This is a genomic window from Pseudoalteromonas sp. MMG005, assembly GCF_018101015.1.
Classification (GTDB): domain Bacteria; phylum Pseudomonadota; class Gammaproteobacteria; order Enterobacterales; family Alteromonadaceae; genus Pseudoalteromonas; species Pseudoalteromonas aurantia.
Genome location: NZ_JAGJEK010000006.1, coordinates 1 through 17,711, shown reverse-complemented (window position 1 = coordinate 17,711; position 17,711 = coordinate 1). Strand labels below are relative to the sequence as shown.

General features: G+C 38.3%; 19 protein-coding genes. 7 read left to right on the top strand and 12 right to left on the bottom strand.

Translation table 11 applies throughout. The annotated features are described in order from the left end of the window. Positions 1-28 precede the first annotated feature (28 nt). From J8M01_RS06075 to J8M01_RS06045, 7 genes are all read left to right on the top strand, one after another. Positions 29-1,276: an NAD(P)/FAD-dependent oxidoreductase gene (locus tag J8M01_RS06075; RefSeq protein WP_192509574.1), complete on the top strand. Its 1,248-nt coding sequence runs from the start codon at positions 29-31 to the stop codon at positions 1,274-1,276. Between the two features lie 215 nt (positions 1,277-1,491). Next, positions 1,492-2,553 carry a hypothetical protein gene (locus tag J8M01_RS06070; RefSeq protein WP_192509573.1) on the top strand — a complete coding sequence of 354 codons (1,062 nt, stop codon included), beginning with the start codon at positions 1,492-1,494 and terminating at the stop codon, positions 2,551-2,553. Between the two features lie 57 nt (positions 2,554-2,610). After that, a complete protein-coding gene (locus J8M01_RS06065) occupies positions 2,611-3,663 on the top strand; it encodes a hypothetical protein (RefSeq protein WP_211057370.1) in 1,053 nt (350 codons plus the stop codon). Positions 3,664-3,694: 31 nt separating this feature from the next. Continuing rightward, positions 3,695-4,618 (top strand): hypothetical protein, encoded by a 924-nt coding sequence (locus J8M01_RS06060; protein ID WP_192509571.1) that lies wholly within the window; start codon positions 3,695-3,697, stop codon positions 4,616-4,618. Between the two features lie 46 nt (positions 4,619-4,664). After that, positions 4,665-5,621: a hypothetical protein gene (locus tag J8M01_RS06055; protein ID WP_211057369.1), complete on the top strand. Its 957-nt coding sequence runs from the start codon at positions 4,665-4,667 to the stop codon at positions 5,619-5,621. A gap of 136 nt (positions 5,622-5,757) precedes the next feature. Beyond that, the gene (locus tag J8M01_RS06050; RefSeq protein WP_211057368.1) at positions 5,758-6,777 is read left to right on the top strand and encodes a hypothetical protein; all 1,020 of its coding nucleotides are present in this window, start codon (positions 5,758-5,760) and stop codon (positions 6,775-6,777) included. A gap of 93 nt (positions 6,778-6,870) precedes the next feature. Next, positions 6,871-7,821, top strand: a complete 951-nt coding sequence (locus J8M01_RS06045) for a hypothetical protein (protein ID WP_192509568.1) — start codon at positions 6,871-6,873, stop codon at positions 7,819-7,821. A gap of 386 nt (positions 7,822-8,207) precedes the next feature. Here J8M01_RS06045 and J8M01_RS06040 read toward each other — a convergent pair whose 3' ends face one another. The 12 genes from J8M01_RS06040 to J8M01_RS05985 all read right to left on the bottom strand — a co-directional run bounded on the left by J8M01_RS06040 (position 8,208) and on the right by J8M01_RS05985 (position 17,428). Continuing rightward, the gene (locus J8M01_RS06040; RefSeq protein ID WP_192509567.1) at positions 8,208-8,723 is read right to left on the bottom strand and encodes a DUF2141 domain-containing protein; all 516 of its coding nucleotides are present in this window, start codon (positions 8,721-8,723) and stop codon (positions 8,208-8,210) included. A gap of 181 nt (positions 8,724-8,904) precedes the next feature. Continuing rightward, on the bottom strand, positions 8,905-9,336 hold the full coding sequence (locus tag J8M01_RS06035; RefSeq protein WP_211057367.1) for a hypothetical protein: 432 nt from the start codon (positions 9,334-9,336) through the stop codon (positions 8,905-8,907). Continuing rightward, positions 9,326-10,906: a hypothetical protein gene (locus tag J8M01_RS06030; RefSeq protein ID WP_211057366.1), complete on the bottom strand. Its 1,581-nt coding sequence runs from the start codon at positions 10,904-10,906 to the stop codon at positions 9,326-9,328. The genes J8M01_RS06035 and J8M01_RS06030 overlap by 11 nt, the downstream gene beginning before the upstream one ends. Next, positions 10,903-11,373: a hypothetical protein gene (locus J8M01_RS06025; RefSeq protein WP_211057365.1), complete on the bottom strand. Its 471-nt coding sequence runs from the start codon at positions 11,371-11,373 to the stop codon at positions 10,903-10,905. Before J8M01_RS06025 ends, J8M01_RS06030 begins: the two co-directional genes overlap by 4 nt. 38 nt (positions 11,374-11,411) lie before the next feature. Then, on the bottom strand, positions 11,412-11,966 hold the full coding sequence (locus tag J8M01_RS06020; protein ID WP_211057364.1) for a DUF6817 domain-containing protein: 555 nt from the start codon (positions 11,964-11,966) through the stop codon (positions 11,412-11,414). Then, a complete protein-coding gene (locus J8M01_RS06015; protein WP_211057363.1) occupies positions 11,930-12,685 on the bottom strand; it encodes a hypothetical protein in 756 nt (251 codons plus the stop codon). The genes J8M01_RS06020 and J8M01_RS06015 overlap by 37 nt, the downstream gene beginning before the upstream one ends. Positions 12,686-12,703: 18 nt before the next feature. Next, the gene (locus tag J8M01_RS06010) at positions 12,704-13,618 is read right to left on the bottom strand and encodes a polysaccharide deacetylase family protein (protein WP_211057362.1); all 915 of its coding nucleotides are present in this window, start codon (positions 13,616-13,618) and stop codon (positions 12,704-12,706) included. Positions 13,619-13,672: 54 nt separating this feature from the next. Continuing rightward, positions 13,673-14,467, bottom strand: coding sequence for a glycosyltransferase family A protein (locus tag J8M01_RS06005; protein WP_211057361.1), 795 nt, complete (start codon positions 14,465-14,467; stop codon positions 13,673-13,675). A gap of 18 nt (positions 14,468-14,485) precedes the next feature. Continuing rightward, positions 14,486-15,379 carry a radical SAM/SPASM domain-containing protein gene (locus J8M01_RS06000; RefSeq protein WP_247671021.1) on the bottom strand — a complete coding sequence of 298 codons (894 nt, stop codon included), beginning with the start codon at positions 15,377-15,379 and terminating at the stop codon, positions 14,486-14,488. Continuing rightward, entirely contained in the window at positions 15,355-16,062 is a 708-nt protein-coding gene (locus tag J8M01_RS05995; protein ID WP_247671032.1) for a glycosyltransferase family A protein, read from the bottom strand. Before J8M01_RS05995 ends, J8M01_RS06000 begins: the two co-directional genes overlap by 25 nt. Then, positions 16,062-17,078, bottom strand: coding sequence for a hypothetical protein (locus tag J8M01_RS05990; RefSeq protein WP_211057358.1), 1,017 nt, complete (start codon positions 17,076-17,078; stop codon positions 16,062-16,064). Before J8M01_RS05990 ends, J8M01_RS05995 begins: the two co-directional genes overlap by 1 nt. A gap of 215 nt (positions 17,079-17,293) precedes the next feature. Then, positions 17,294-17,428 carry a bacteriocin gene (locus J8M01_RS05985; protein ID WP_192509556.1) on the bottom strand — a complete coding sequence of 45 codons (135 nt, stop codon included), beginning with the start codon at positions 17,426-17,428 and terminating at the stop codon, positions 17,294-17,296. Between the last annotated feature and the right edge of the window lie 283 nt (positions 17,429-17,711).

The window sequence follows — 17,711 nt, the reverse complement described above, 5'->3', positions numbered from 1 at the left end:
TAATATTCAAGCGATTAAGGAATACTTAATGATCAAGGAATTCGTAGACGTACTCATTATTGGTGCTGGACCAGCAGGAACTATGACAGCGGCTAAATTAGCCAAATCAGGCTTAACAGTCAAAATAGTTGAACGCAGTCACTTTCCCCGCTATGTGATCGGTGAAAGCTTATTACCACAAAGTATGGCACACCTTGAAGATGCCGGCTTTATGCCTGCGTTACTTGAACGCGGTTATCAAAAAAAGATAGGCGCCAACTTTAAGCAGGGCCCATTTCAAGAGTTTTTTGATTTTTCGAATAACTATACCGAGGGATGGACATGGACTTGGCAAGTACCACGTGATGACTTTGATAACGTACTCGCACTAGAAGTTCAAAAAATGGGGGTTAATATCGAATTTGGTACCACTGTGACCAATGTTAACTTCGAACCAGAGCACCCTATCGTTCAAGTGGTTGATGAAGCTGGTACTCATAAAGAAGTCCAAAGTAAATTTGTTGTAGATTCGAGTGGCTATGGTCGAGTCTTAGCGAATCACTTAGACCTCAATGAACCGTCATCATCGCCTGTCAGAGGGACTATCTTTGCCCAGTTCAAGCCTGAAAATGGGGTTGTTGAAGGTGAAGAAAATGGCAAAGTGACCATTTTAGTGCATGCAGAAGATGTGTGGATTTGGTTTATTCCATTCTCTGATGGCCGTGTATCAGTCGGCTTTGTTGGAAACCCTGAGGTATTAAAAAGTCCAGACGGTGATGATGAAACGCATTTCCTCACGCTACTGTCGCAAAATGAAAATGCCTCACAAATGATCGAAGGGCTTACTCTATGTATGGCGCCAAAAGCCATCCATGGTTACTCAAAAGGCATCAAACAGCTATACGGTAAAAACTACGTGTTAACCGGTAATGCCAGTGAGTTTATCGATCCCGTGTTTTCTGCAGGTGTTATGTTTGCCATCGAATCTGGTGCGGTCGCAGCAGATTTAGTCACAAAAGAGCTTAATGGCGAGCAAGTTGACTGGGAGCAAGACTACCAGCAACACATGCTGTCAGGCATCGATGTAATGCGTACTTATATCGACAGCTGGTACGACGGCAGGCTTAAATCGTTATTTTTTAGCGTCGATAAACCAGAAAAAATCAAACGCCAAATCACTTCTGTGTTAGCAGGTTATGTATGGGATAGAAGTAACCCATTCGTAAGTCGTAGCGAGCGCACCATTGATTTATTTGTTGAATTAACCTCTGGGGAAACTGAAACGAGTTCAGCATAACGGCGGTGTAAGACTTAAATAGCAAGCTCTGCTCGCTTGCTATTTAACACAACTAATTACAGCAAATAAATAACATATGTAATTAGTGAATTCCCCTCCCACTGCATTTAGTTGCTGAGAATACCGATAGTGTGACCACTATTGGCGACTCGCTGTGCTCTAAAAGCAAAAGGATATTGAAAAATAAACTAAAAATACTATACGGAGATTTAAAAATGAGTTTACTGAAAAAACCTTTAACGCTGATATTTGGCTCAATTGCCTTGCTAAGCTGCGCTACTCAAACGGCTTATGCCGGTCAATACAAAACCATTCTCATTCATGGTTTTCAAGCAGACCAATTAGCAAATGCAAGCAATACTGACGTTGCGTTAGACGGAGAGCAATACTGGTCATCATTTTGGTTAAATCACGCTGATGAGCGTATTGACTGGCCATCATATGAACGTCTTGAAGGCAAAATAGCCACTGATTATATTTGGCCAAAACTACAGCAATTATCACGTGACAATGTCTGTAACCCAGGGTGTGTATTTGTAACCCATTCAACCGGTGACCTTGTCGCACGCTATATTTTAGATAATCAAGCAAACTGGCTAGAAAATGCATCTATGCAGCCACTTAATATCGTGGCTACATTTGACTTGGCAGGCGCAGGCGGTGGCAGTGAGCTTGCCGATATCGCAGTCAACGCAGCAACAGATCCGTCTGCTGTTGGCAGTTTAGTGAGACAGGCCATTGAGTTGTGGTTAGGGGAAATCCCACAAAGTGGTTTAGGCGTATTACATGATTTGAAAGTTAATAATGCACGTCAAACAGCACAACTACCAAGCGATAATGCACCTCGTTTACGCTTCGTCGCTGATGACAGCGACTTCCTAAATCTCACCTCTCCTTTCATCGCTGGTAATGATGACGGTGTAGTTGCGACACACTCATCATGTGGTGCAAGCCGTGCAGATAGCTTTGGTAGCTGCTCAAGTAATATTGATTTAGACGGCCACCTTAAATCACAAAGTGACGCAGTGTCAGGGTTCATGCCATATCACTACCCACTGCTAATGAGTGATGAATATAGTCACGGCAACATTACCGACTCTGCATACCAAGGTACGGTTGCGCCAGCAACAACTCAAATCAACTTACCGGGTTACAAAAACATTTCATACAACACATATGAAAAAACCACGGGAAGCTGGTTTTGGAAAAAAACTTACCGTTTGGTAAGTGAATCTAAGCAACAAAGCTATTCAACTCTTATTTTGAACTCGCTTTAATCTATTTGGACCGTGTGGCAATCATGATGATTGCCACTTTTTACGAAGTATCAAACTATGAAGAAATACGTATTAGTTTTTTCTCTGCTATTCATAATGGCACTTGTTGGCTATGTGTGGTTGGACCAAAATACGGGTGTCACTACACCTAACGTATCAACCGTTGACACGCCAAATTCAGATATAACGTTGGTACCTGACGTTGCGCAACCTGCATTAAAAACAGCTGAAATAATAAATAAGCAAGCACTCCCTCTTGCACAAGCAGCCCAAAATATCGTGCCTATGTATGCGCATACACTAACATTTCCGCCATACTCACAACCATTGTCACACAATGACTTTACGTTACTAAACCCGAATCACTTTTATCCGATAAAAATGCCCACCAACGATACCGGCAGTGAAATCTCTTTGGCGCTGAGTAAATATAGATATCACCCGCCTGAAACGATTGAATACTTACTAACTGGTGATATTACCACGGCACAAATTATCATTTCAGATCAAACGAGCAGCACTGTTCTAAGTCAGGTTCAAGTAACACCTGTAAACGGGGTTTACAGTGGTAAAATTGCAGGTAAATCGAGCTGGCCAGCATCCTTGTCTTTTACCGTAAAGGCACAAACGCCGGAAAACCAAGTTAACTTAGTTGCCAACTTTCAATATCAAGCACCCTCAGCAACATTAGTTAAGGTCCACCCTCCCTATACCAAACACGCTGATATGGTGTTTGACCTAACACTCGATGTTCACCAAAAAGGCATATACCGAGTAAGAGCAAACTTACTAGACCAAGATAATAACCCTATTTCTCATTTAGTCTCAAAAGCGCGTTTAAAAGATGGCTTACAAACAATCAAATTGGCGGCCCATCAATCGGTGTTCTTTCAGCAAAGCTCTGCAAGTACTGCTACACAGTTCATTTTGACTCAGTTTGTAATTGAAAAAATGAGTTCATTACCCGGCGAAAAAGCACAATTTGGAGATTCAAAAGTTAAACAGTATGACATAAACGATTTTTACATAGACGGATTGGACCGGCAGGATTATCAACCATCCGCCCATGAAAAACAGAAGCTCGCATTTTTAAAATCGCTAGCAGAATAATTAATCATTAAACTCAACATAAAGGACTAACATGAAATTGTTATCAAAAATACTGACGTTACTCGCGTGCACATCCTGCACCACCTTAGCCGTTACCGCAGATGATGTACTAGAAGCGCGCAGTAATGACTACGCCAGCGCCTCCAGTACCTGCGATCAATTAGGATCCATTCTAGGCCCTGGTAGAAAAGTCGTTATCGTAATGCAAAACAATAACTGCTACGTACCTGGCTTTACTGCAGGACCAGAAGTTGCAGAGCTTTATAACAGCGTGCGTGATGTGGTTAAACCACAAATCAACCTGATTGAGCATAACTTCAAAGAGACCATCACCCAATACGTTTACAATGCCTCAGCGCAAGCCGATGCAAGTGTCAAAAGTATTACCGCGCGTGTTGAAGGGAGTATCCATATGAAGATTGATGGGGTGGTAAGCAGCAATGGTACCGTGCCTGTGACACTGAATAATTTCGATATCCACGGTATCGGAAAAATGAAAAAGTACCAGCTGGGTATGGGTATTTCAATCTATTTGCACGTTAAGTATGAGAATGTCTCTTTAAAAGGTCACTACAATGTAAATACCCATACAATCACCATTCAAAACAACTTATCGCACTTTCGTCCACGTGTTTATACCGATGTTAAATTACCTTTTTTCCTACGTATTCTTGATAAGTTAACGCCACCTATCATTGAAAAAATTAACCGTGAGTTTAATAGAATCGTCATCGATACATTCGAGTTTTTAGGGGTCGATATGAGCCGTAAAGTACCGCAAGCAATTCAACATGTGGCCCAAACAATCCCGCAGTCTATTGTGCCTATAAAGTCGCTAAATAACCGTCGTGTTGGTGAGCGAGTGAAGTACACCATGATCATGGATCATGAAAATTTTGAAATTCGCGATGAACGCAATTGGATCAAACTGGGATTGATCAGTATCCGTTTCTAAGCAATCAACATAAAACATTTACAATCAAAAAAAACAGGAAATTACGATGAAATTAGTTATACCCGCATTGGCACTTTTTGGGTCTCTTTTCGCTCAAACGATCCATGCAAGCAATCTAAAGTATTCAACTGGTGATGTAAAGCCCACATCAACTCAGTCTGTAAGCACATCAAGTATTACATGGGATTCTCCTTCTTGTCGGCGTGCAACCGCCAATATCGGCACTGGCAGCCATAACATCATTCCTATGGTGTTAATGAACTCCAATGGCGAATGCTTGATTTCTCCCAATGGTGCACCAAGAGAAGCATACGAGCAGTTTGCTAATCAAATAAATCCACAAATTGATAAATTAGAGCATAACTTCAAAGAGATGATCACTCAATTTGTCAATAACGCCGCAGCACAAGCTGATGCCAATGTAAAAAACATTTCAGCTGAGCTTGATGGCCCAATGAAAATGAGCATTAATGGCGTGGTCGACGCTGATGGATTTGTGCCTGTCACTTTTAGTAACTTTAATATTCATGGTGTAGGAAAGTTACGCAAGTATCAGTTAGGCCTGCGGATCCATATATACATTCACATCAAATACAAAAACATGGTCGTTAAAGGAAAGTATAATGTGTTCACAAATGAGTTAATTCCTGAGCACAATATCTCAAGCTTCCAGCCTGAGGTATATAGCGATGTTGATTTACCTTGGTTGTTTGCAATTATTGATGCAATTACACCTGCTATTTTTGAAAAGTTAAATATTGAGTTTAATCGTGTCGTCACTGATATTTTTGAATTTTTTGGTGTTGATATGTCTCAAGATATACCAAAAGCAGTACAACATGTTGCTGATATCATCCCGAGTACCATTATTCCAATTAAAGCGTTAGAAGACAGCAGAGTCGGCGAACGCGTCTCCTATACGATTAGCGTCGACAGAACATTTGCAGCACTCAGTGATGGTCAAAACACCACCACGATGCAGTTAGTCCCTGTTTTTTTCTAATCTAATGTTACCAAGTACTTCCATATAACAGTGTGCGCTTTGTTATCAAAGCGCACACTTTCAAGCACAGCTATCCAATCAAGGAAGATAGCAACTTTAAAGTCCACTATATATTAAAGCACGAAAGGAATATTCAATGAAATTCACCCTACCCGCGATGCTCTTGTGTGCAGCATTTAATAGCCAAGCCAATGACTTGGCAACGCTAGACTACCAATCAATTAGTCACCCAGATAATCACTTAGAATCGCTAAATATTAGTGCTAAAAATTTTGAGGACGTCGCAGCGCTTACACGCGCCACCACAAGTGGAGTTTCGTGGGATTCAGCATCTTGTCGAGATCTCACATCTAATATTGGTGGTGATGACATGCCTTATTATCCGGTCATTTTAGTCAACTCAAATAACGAGTGTGCCATAGGTCTCCACGGTAGCGGCAGCCCCGTCATTGATATGTATACATCCGTGATGGCAGAAATAAACCCGCAAATTGATTTAGTTGAGCATAACTTCAAAGAAATGATCACCCAATTTGTCAACAATGCCGCAGCTCAAGCTGATGCCAATGTCAAAAACGTTTCAGCTGATCTCACTGGAATCATGAAAATGCGCATTGATGGCATAGTGGACTCTCAAGGTTATGTACCTGTCACGTTCAGTAACTTTGGGATCCATGGAATAGGAAAGCTGCGCAAATATCAGCTTGGCATGAAAATAGACATTTATATTAATATTAAATATAACAATTTGACTATGAAAGGAAAATACAATGTACACACAGGTCAATTAATTGCGAACCCAGATATATCCAGCTACCAGCCAGAAGTATCCACCAAAGTAAAACTGCCTTTTTTCCTAAGAATTCTTGACGCTATCACACCTGAAATATTCTACAAACTTCAAACGGAGTTTGGTCGTGTTGTCACTGATATCTTTGAGTTTTTAGGAGTTGATATGTCGCGAGATATACCTCAAGCGGTTCAACATGTTGCCAATTTAATCCCTGACACTGTGGTCGAAATTAAGCCCTTAAATCAATATAAAGTAGGCGACCATGCTTTTTATGAGATCAATATAAATCGTAGATATGCTTCACTTTCAGATGGGCATAACACGACGGTCATGCAAATCGTACTTTTCCGCCTAGGCTATTAATAAAATAGAGAGGGCTCATCCTATGACCCCTCTCTTAAAAACATAATAAAAAAACAAGCCACCATATAAACCATAACTTTAAAGGAATATAAAATGAAAACCCTTTTTTCATCGATACTACTGTTTATAGCCATCCATAGTCATGCATCAGGCCTTGAATCACAAATAAGCCAACCAACATCTCTCGCACTGCAAAGCCATCAAAATACCGCTTCTCCCCCCCATATATACACATGTAAAGGCATCTGGAAATTAATGGATAAAGGCGGCCCGGGCAACGACCCTATGATGTTAGCCTATTCAGATGATGGGTGTGTTGTTGAACGAAACGGTCCTATACAGAGCACATACAACGCAATTATGGGCCAAGTGCTCCCGCAATTTAGACGAGTCGAAAGTAACTACAAAGAACTTATCACACAATTTATCTATAACGCTGCTGCGCAAGCAGATGCCAATGTAAAAAATATATCAGCCAATCTGACAGGCCTGATGAAAATGCGCATTGATGGTGTCGTTGACTCACAAGGTTATGTCCCTGTTACTTTTAGTAATTTTGGTATGCACGGCGTCGGTAAGCTCAGAAAATATCAGCTTGGCATGAAAATACATATTTATATCAACATTAAATACAACAACTTGGTCGTAAAGGGAAAGTATAACGTGCATACTGGTCAGCTCATTGCGACCCCAAGCATTTCAAGCTACCAACCCGAAGTTTACACTAAAGTGAAATTGCCTTTCTTTTTGAAAATCTTAGATGACTTAATCCCTGAAATTTTCAATAAACTCCAAACTGAGTTCGGTAGAATCGTGACTGATGTTTTTGAGTTTTTTGGGGTCGATATGTCACAAAGTATTCCACAAGCTATTCAGCATATCGTTAACATTGAACCGGAAACGTTTGTACAAATAAAGCCACTTAATGGTTACAACGTCGGTGAGCATGTATTGTATGAACTGAATGTTAGGCGTGGGTTTGTTTCTATGAAAGACGGTGACAACACCATCTCAATCGAATATATGCATACCCCAAGGAGATAACAAAATAGGCATGGGTATAAAATACCCATGCCTATTAAAAAACTGAGCAATTTAAAATAATTAACTGCAAATACAAATTAAATAACTCACTAAGAAAATCCACTTAATAATCTAGCCAAATAAACCTCCACCAACTCAAACCCATCATGACAAAAGCTCTGCTGTAAGGCGTCTATTGCAAATACATAACTAACCTCAGGTTTGGATAAGGGTTTTGGAATAGGAAATATTTTGTAAACAAACTTACGTACAATCCAATGATGATATTTTGTTCAATATCAAGGCGCTTTTATGCAGTAATAACGGGCTATTACAAATGAAAGCAACGCCGAGAGTGAGAAAAATAGCTTTATTGGGCAAATTCGCTTATCCAGAGCTGAGGTTAACTACATGCCGACTACTTTTTTCAAATGTGTGGCTAAACGTAAGTCAATTTGAGATGTCGGAGCACCAATCTCAACCAATGCATCTTCAAAGTCCCCTTTACTAAAATTATCATAAACATCATTCGATAACGCATACGGTTCGCTTGGCATTCCTGTAAATGGGAAAAGCATGCGATCTAGTCCTCCATCAGCATCTTCATCATGGATCACGTTGATGGCGTATTGTCCGGCAGGCACATTCTCAAATGTAATCAGGGTATTTGGCATAGTTGGGGTAACTATCTTTTTTAAGTAAAACTTAGCTTCAGGATCATTAATGTTTAGGTCTGCATGATAGTCTCCACTATTATCATGGATCATCACTATTAATTGGCCATCCGTATTTTGTACATTACTAATATTAACAATCAGTCGTGTCGGTTCCCCATTCCCATCATTGACACTTTTGTAACTTGTTGACTGGCAACCCGATAACATCAGTAACCCACACAGTGCCATTAAAGGTAGTTTAAACATTGAGTATTCCTTACATTAATTAAGTTTACAGCTAACAATAACACGTTAAATTTGTAAACTTTATGTTTTCAACCCGCTTATTTTGTAAGAAACTGTAGACCCTTATAAAGTCGCTTACACACTCATTAAAAAGTCTCTCAGAGTGTTAATGTAAACAACACTCTGAACTGTAGCAACAGCTTCACACACGCAGAGCGCCTTTATAGCCCGCGTACTTTTTCAAGACCTTGGAAAGTTGATGTGTTTTTCGTCTTTTTTTATAAATAAATCGTTTTTCATAGAAAAATTCAGGCAAATTTTCGAGCAAGTTCAATTTGTAAACCGGGTTAATAGCTGCGCCTAATACCATACCAATTTCGCCTTCTTGCCACTCATGACGATAAATTGGTGTGATATCCTGTTCCACGTACCGTTGCCAAGTTTCTTCTATTACATTCGCCCAAATAACATACCCCATTAATATCTTGGTCGCTTTATCTCTCATAAGGTGACAAGTACCTTGATTAATCGAATAGTCTATCAAGCGAAATGTTTCCACATCTGTAGACAGGTTTAATGCAGCTCTAAAGCGCATAACTGCAGCAAGGGTTACATCATGCTGTTCATTGTTCATTAGATAACTTCCTTAGTAGCTTATCTATATTGTCAAAATACTCACCAAATATGAGAGAGTTCGCTCTAAAGAAATCACATGGTAGATCCGCTATGTTCCCAACCAAAGCAGTAAAGTGTGTGTTTTTATTGCGCGTCGTACTAACAATCATTTTATCTGCGTCAAAAACAAGACTGCATGCCTTATCGGTACTTTGATATAATATTTCACTATCCAAGAAAGTATCATCGAAAACCCAAAGTGAACTGGCTTTATAAGACTCAACAAAGAATTTGATCTGAGAAGGTATCGCCTTCTCTGACAGCTTTTGCAAACACGATTCGACTTTGGTTCGATAATATAGCTTAGCGAGTAAATCTCGCTTTAACGCTTTTATTAAACAAACAGCTACGAACCCTCGAAAATTAATTGTATCTTTATGCTTATAATGGAGATAACAATACCGATATAGGTGCTCTTCTGCAGACTCCTTAGTATATAAAACTGTATCGGCCACATTGATAATATCACCACAAAGATTAACTGAATGCTCATCGTCCAAGTGATGGGTGAAGTAGACTTTACTTTCCTGTTTCAACAAAGATTTTAGTCGATGATACAGAGGCGCTACTTTACTATCATTATCAATAGAAGTTGCAATCTCCCTGTCTAAGCCCAAAACGTATGGCAAGTGATAATCAATGCTCAATGCCAATGATGATTTAAAATAATCATGTAATATAGAGGTATCAAATGAGATACCAGTGAATTTACTATATGTGTCACAAAGCTCTTGAGACGCTTCTATTGCAATGCTCGATTCATGATAGAAAGTCAAGTTTGCCACTCGGTAATTTCTTCCCCTATCAATAAAGCTTGGTGTTACCAAGTCAATCCAACGGCCATCCATCAAAATATTAGACGGTGTCATTGCACCATGGGTAATACCCGCAATATGGGCAAAGCCAAACTGTTCTGCACAACCTTGCAGAAATTCACCCACATATTCGATGAACTGGTCATGTGAATCAAAACTATCCGCGAGTGCGTGAATTACATTGCGGATCCGGTTTACATCCGAAATGACTTCAGCTTGATATTTTTCTTGAATTTTGAAATTGTTTGTACGCATAAAATGAGCAGGCCTAATGGCTTTTTCCCGCACAATTAATGCCCCATGAGTTGCTACTAGTGACTCTTTTCGGTCTTCATTAAACTCAAATGCGGTATTCTGCCCCGTATAAATAACGCCATAAAAGTCAGCGACACCAACAGGTAGCACGTTTGCTAATACTTCGGAGTATATGGCTTCTAATAACGCTTCTTCTAATGGCACTGTTCCATGGTTATAGTTGACGCCTTCAATCACACCAGCCAACGGGGTTAAGCCAACTCCTTTTACTTGATAGTGCCCATAATTAGCGGCCCTAGCACCTCCCCCATGTGAGTTTAACCCTCGTCCGCCGTATCGCTCAAATTCAGGGTTCGAAAAGTCCAAGTCCAATAGTGATTTACTTTGATATAGAATAAAGCTGTTTGGTCGATTAACATTCTCCAGTTCTACCGACTCTATTTTTATATAATTACTCACTTTAATTTCCCTTCAAGTAACATGTTACTTATTTTCTCTTTGTCTTTTAAACCCCAATACTCACCTACTGAGATAGCATGCTTCGCGGTTCTCCCCAATGCGTAATACTGATATACAGCAATGAGCGCACCAATTCGATTCCCCGTTGCACAGTGTAAAAATACCTGTTCATGAGCATGTGCATTTAATATAGATTGTAGCTTCAGTGCATTCAAAAGATGGATGCCATTATCGCGCTCTATCGACAATCTCTCGAAGTTTAAGTCTTGCTGCGTTACATACGTAAATACGTCCCAGCTTTGCTCTCGTACAGGCAAACAATTAATAAAAAAAACGGTTCCTTGACGTTTTAGTATTTGTACATCCTTTTGGCTGGGCTCTCCTCCGACGACTAAATACTCACTAATTACTCGATAACGGCACGATAAATTAGATAAGCTTTCTATATCAAATACATTGCTAATCAAATCCAGTTCACTCCTTGTAAATTGCGGTATACGAGTCGTTAAGTGCAAAACTTATCGAAAAGACCATCCAGTTCTAACCGTACCTCAGCGCTAACCATTGGATACATGCGACGAAACATATTCAATATATCCTCGTGATAATATTCCTGTTCTTTGTTTCTCGCCACATCAAGGTCATTGGCGATTGTTAACTCACAAAAATCATTTAATAACTCTGGCGGGAACTGCATAACGGCACCGCTAAACCTATCCCGAAAGTTAACACGACTCTCTGAACCAATCTGTGGTAATACGTAAGGCTTGTCACACGAACAAAACAAATAGACCAATGCCTCAGCTCGTTGCCCTATCATTTCTGCAATTTCCACTCGCTGATCTGTACCTAGCAATTCAGCCCTTGTTGGGTCAGATCCATAAACAGCATGAAACAAACCAGCCAAACAAAGTGCTTCTTCCCTACCCCACCTTTCAAGGATCTTGTAAGTTCCAACTAAGTGCTGTGTCAGTGACCCATTAATATGAGCGAATTCTTCCGACCCAAAACTCTGCAACTGCTTTATTCTTTCATCCAGGTTTTTTTTTCTAATTTCCATTGTTCTAACTCATCTTTGAAGTAGTAGCGGCAGGGTTGATGCTTTTCAGCTTGCTCTAATAAACTAATCGCCGTATCAATATCAAACCGATGATATCGATAATACAACGCCGCCTCCCTGATGTTTTGGATATGAAAGCGTTGTTCAACACTTCCTCTCACCTCAGAATCCGCCTCGAACTTCTTTCCATCTAACTTAATGTTGTGTCTAGAAAAAAAGTTATTTAAATCCGATATTGTGTGTACCGAATAGTCATAATTAAAAAATGTACTCATGCCTGAAAGCATACCGAGTACTTTGCTTTTATGGTCATCATATGCTTTCCTCCACACAGCCAATACTTGCGCTTCCTCCAAATTTAGACTTGTCATTACTTTTGGGAGATAACCATAACTCGCTTTGCGTTTTTCTAACCACTTTTCAACGGGTAAACTATTAAAAATAAATAGTGCGTTTGGATTTTCTGTATATAGCTGCGCCCATAACTCTTCACTCGAATATATAAATTGACCGTCTGCTGTTTCATGTTGTATTTGAGAAAAAAACTGACAATCTTCATAGCCATTGAGAATTTCAATTCCTTGTTTAAAATTATTTATTGCAGTGCTAGAAAAACCATCTTCATCTTCGAAAGTAGATTGAAATTTATTTGCAATAAAATACCTATGTAGTGCTAATCCACCACATAAATCAAAGCCAATCAGAAATACCTTTTTCATATAAACAACGACCAATTTCTATTTAAAGATGCCATTTTCTTCTAGTTTTTTATCTAAAAACTTCGCATTTTCACTTTCATGCCTCAACTTTGTCTTAGCAATACCTTTTTGGTGTGCAATTGCGGCCACTCTACCTTGCTTATTAAAACTAAATTCAGGTGTATACACATTTAAAATTTCATCTTTATATGCTTCAATTGGAGATATTACTTTCCATCCCTGACTACGTATATGGCTAACTAAATCACCAATAAACAATGCAGCCAATTCGTTTTCATGCAATAAAAGAATATGCTTAACAGGTTTCCCAACATGGGATTTGGCGAGTTGATCGTAAAAGTGGATTGACTGCCAAATTGTCTCAACATAGAGCTGACGAAGTTTATTAAAATCAATGATTCTCTTGTTATGATGCGCTGATAATAGACGGCCATTTATATACCAATCAAAATTATCTACAGTGACATAACCAAACTTATAACCCATACCACTTAAATGTTTTTCAAGTTTTTTTCTAACATCAGTCGTACTCCCGTAATGAAGATAAGGAAACCGATGCAACTTCAATACGTTTTTATAATCTTGAAGTACCAGGTGTGATTTATTAAAATCAGCCAAGTATTTTTTTACATCTACTTTGTTGGCAGATAAATGGTTATGGCTATGATTGGCTAAGTGAAATCCAGCTTGAGTATAAGCTTCAATTCTCTCTTTTCCTTTATCATCAACAATATTACCTGTTGTAACAAAGAAAACAGCATCTTTGACATTGTTCGACTTCAAACCCTCTATTATACCTCGAGTTTTATCCATGCCACTCATAAAAGAATTACCTTGAGTAGGGGCGTCATCAAATGACAATGCTATTTCACCAGCGACAGCATGAAATAATGAAAGTATCACACTCACAATTAACATTAAAATAATCTTCACTTTGTTATAATCCTTTAATAAAAACAAACTCCAGTTTAATTCAATAAAAACAAATCAAACTTCAATTGCAAGTTCACTTACTAGCTTTTTAAATGGTTTTCTATGTGCAGGTGTAAAATCGACTTCTTTTAGTTTAACAATATCTAAAAAATCTTCTCTAGGGTGTAATGAAATGCTATTAACCCAATCACTTTCATGCGGTAAAAGAGGAACAGAGCGATAAATTAGTTTTGAAAAATGCTCCGTTGGGCAAGTATTTTGGCTATGTATTTTATAAATGTACAAATAAGGATAAAAAATCAGCATAACGTTATCCCCTAAAGCTTCAATAAGCGGCGTATCTTCACCACGGTTCAAACTCGGATATGCTATCGCATTTTCTATCAGAAAGCGTTTTTCGCAAAATAGTGTTGCTTCCCAGCCTCGATACGGAGAAATATATGATTTTTCATTTCCGACATCATGCATGATGATATTGCTCAATACGACTGCGGGTACAGCAAACTTTTCGACTTCAAATAGACAAAGTGTCAATCTATCTGGGTGATGAGTATCATCATCGTCCCAAATACAAATATACTCACCTTGGGCTGCATCAATAGAACGGTTCCTCAACTCTCCCAATGTGATGCTGCAATCAGACTCAACAACAATTAATGTGACACTCTCATCACTCGCTTCGAGTGCATATAAATACGCTACAGTAGTGCTATCGTGACTGCGGCATACCACAACAAACTCCCGATTGTGGTAAGTTTGGTTTTTATAATATTGGTAAGCATTTTTTAAATGCTCCAGCCGATTTTCAGTTATGCATAAGCAAGAGATTAAAGGGTTGGTTTTATTCATAATACAATGATTCACTACCTATGGTTTGAAACAACGCTCACACTTAACACACACGTCATAATCCGCTATTTCATTATTTATATGCGCGTCAATAAAGCGCTTGTATTGTTGTGATTCAAAAATATCTTGGAGACTTTGGCTTTTTAAATTCCCAAATTTAACTGTTGAATTAGAATCAAAGCAACATGGGATCACATCTAGGTCCCAAGTGATTTGTAAGATCCGTTTTCTAAATCCCCACACGACCGAACAAACGCCTTTGGTCTCAGGTTTATTATAAGCACGACCTCCACCGTAGTTATGAATAACATTTTGTCTAAATACTTTGACCCCTTGATCATGTAACCACTGTGCGAGTCGTTCTTTTTTATCTTGTACATAGCCTGGCTGAGTCACATCATCATGTATTGGGAACTCTCTAATTACCAACTCTAATTCCGAACCTAACTCACTAACTCTGTGCATGATCCTTTGAATATTTTTTTTTACACGATCAAATTTATTAACGCCATGCGCTGCTTTGTAGGAATGCGCGTCGACCCCGTAAAAGCTAACTTCTATAGTCCCTAAACCACTTTGTACTAAAGCATCAATAAAGCTATCCGTTAAAGGCACACCAAGTGTCGAGATTATCCTTGACGAAGACAATGGCCACCTTTTTTTTATCACCCTCGCTTTATCAGCAAGATCTTTATCTAGTAGTGGCTCACCAAACCCATGTAAATCAACTTTTCCGTCATACACGTCCATTTTTTCTAGAATTAACTCAAGATCTTGTGTACTCATATACCCCTTATCTCTGGTTAGTTCTTCTCTGGGACAAAAAAAACACTTATATCCGCATTGATTCGTGTTCTCTATTCTAATCTCTTCGAATTTATCTAACACTACGCTTCCTCTCGAGAAATACATGATATGTCATGACGCAGTGACCCATATATTTGCTTTTTTTCATGTTTAATTTTATACAGCGCGCGATTTTTTAGTCGCATCTCTTGAACTGATTTAGAGTGGTAATTTCTGGTTCTAGCATCATCTGAATGACTTAAATGTATTGCATGTGAAATAAGTTTTTTCTCCACCCCCACATACTCAAGCCTTTGCAAAAAATCAACATCTTCCATTCCCCACCCTGTAAAGTCTGCTGAGTAACCCTCTATAGCCTTAAAGTGTTCATACTTTAAAAAGCAAATACCAGGCCCTTTTCTCATCTGTCCATTATCTGATTCCACAACATATTGCGGAGAAAAAACAGCGGGCTTTGCATCTAACGCTTGCCAATAGCATTTAGAAATTGTAAAAAAACTCTTATCAAGTAAAACATCTGCATCACACAACAATATATATTCGCTACTCACAAAATCAAATCCTACATTGATAGCGATAGACTTATTAAAATATTCCAACCCATTAACAAATATATATTTAATATCTACAAGCTTTCTAAGCATCTCTATTTTATGTTCTGGCAATGAAGGGGTTTCTTTATCAAAATCAACAACAATAACATTTCCAATACGTTCACCGAGGGAGGTTAAGTGTAAAAGCGTTTTCTCCAACTCTGGTTTATTCGTTGCAGGAATTATAATATCCATCACAAAGTCACACCATTAATAAAGTCAACAAACATATCATTAGAGTTATTTGAGTTATATAATAAATCATTTATTTTATTATCTAATAAAATTGGGCCTGACTCGCTTATCGCGTCACACAATAGCTCTGGATATTTCACAATCGGTATGCCTATATTTTCATATATATCAGCTCTAAAGGGGTGCTTACAATATGGCTGATAACATATTGCTTTTCTGCCCATCCTCTTTGCTACAATTAAAGAAGTAGAATAGGTGCTTACTACGACATCACACTTTTCGATAAAATCTATTATGGAGGCCATATCATGGCTAGAAACAACACATTGCTCTGATTGAAGAAAATCATATTTTTTCGAATGAAGTTCTTTAGGGTGTTTTCTGATTAATAAATTCATGCCTAATTGGACACCAACTTCAATGAGGTCCTCTGCAATTTCAACTTCATTAAAGCCATAATCATGCCCCCAATTAATAAAATCATTTCTATTAGGAACTGAAAGGTAACCAATACATAAGCTTTTTTTATTTTCGTTCACAAGAGTGCAACTCTTAAATAAATTATCTAAGTAGAGGCTACCGATTGATATGATAATATTGGTAGGAACACCTATTTCTTGTAAATTATTGTAAGTAATTTTATCTGAAACACATATATAATTAGGGAGATACAATCTATCGTTATAAAAAAATTTCTGAGCATCGCCAGCAATATCCGGCAATATTACGATAGATAAAGCGCCGACCTGCTGCGCTTCATTAAAAATTTTTCGTTCTGTATTACCTGGCCACATCATGCCTGTAATCACTAAGTCACCGCGGGATAGCCCCATCTTTTGATTGTCAAAATCATGTGTTAACAAGGTGGATAAGATATGTTCATCTGATACGGTTGGTAACAGTCCGTCTGTCATCAAATAAACATCTAAATCTGCTCGCTCTTTTCTTAAAGTATCAGATGCAAGCATCAGTGTTTCAGCAGCTAGGTTACCAGTAATATAAAAGTAGATTTTCATTTTAAATCCATGTAAAAAACCTAATAAAACTCTCAGTCAAAAAACAAATGAAGCACACTCCACTTCAATTTTTAAAAATCATCCACTTAAAAAACCACAAAACGCCAATGGCTTAATTGGTTATAAATTTACAATTGCGGGGATTCGTAATAGGAATATTACAGTTTAAAAATAGGCTCAAGCCAGAGCTTAAACCTACCATGTTCTATATCAACTTAGTAAAAAGCGTTATATTCACTGGCTTCTACGGCTACAGCACGATATTGCGCATTTTTTGCATCGCCACCAACAACACTTTTAAGTTCTTTTAAGTTTAGTTTCTTTACTTTTAACGAGATATTTTTTTTCATTTCAGTTTCCTTCTTAACAAAATAGAAACTAAACCCTATCAATAAAAACTTACTCAGTCAAACGTATAGCTTCATAAATAACCGGTAATTTAATCGACTTGGTCCAATGATATATAAGCACATAAATAGTTCATAAATACGAAACTCTCGCACCTACAAAAAATAGCACACATCAATAAATTAAAACGCCAATGATTACACAAAATAAGAGATTAACACTCATATTAGTTGCGCTTGGGAGGTTAGAAAGGTAATTAAATAAACTTACTTTCTCTACTTTAAA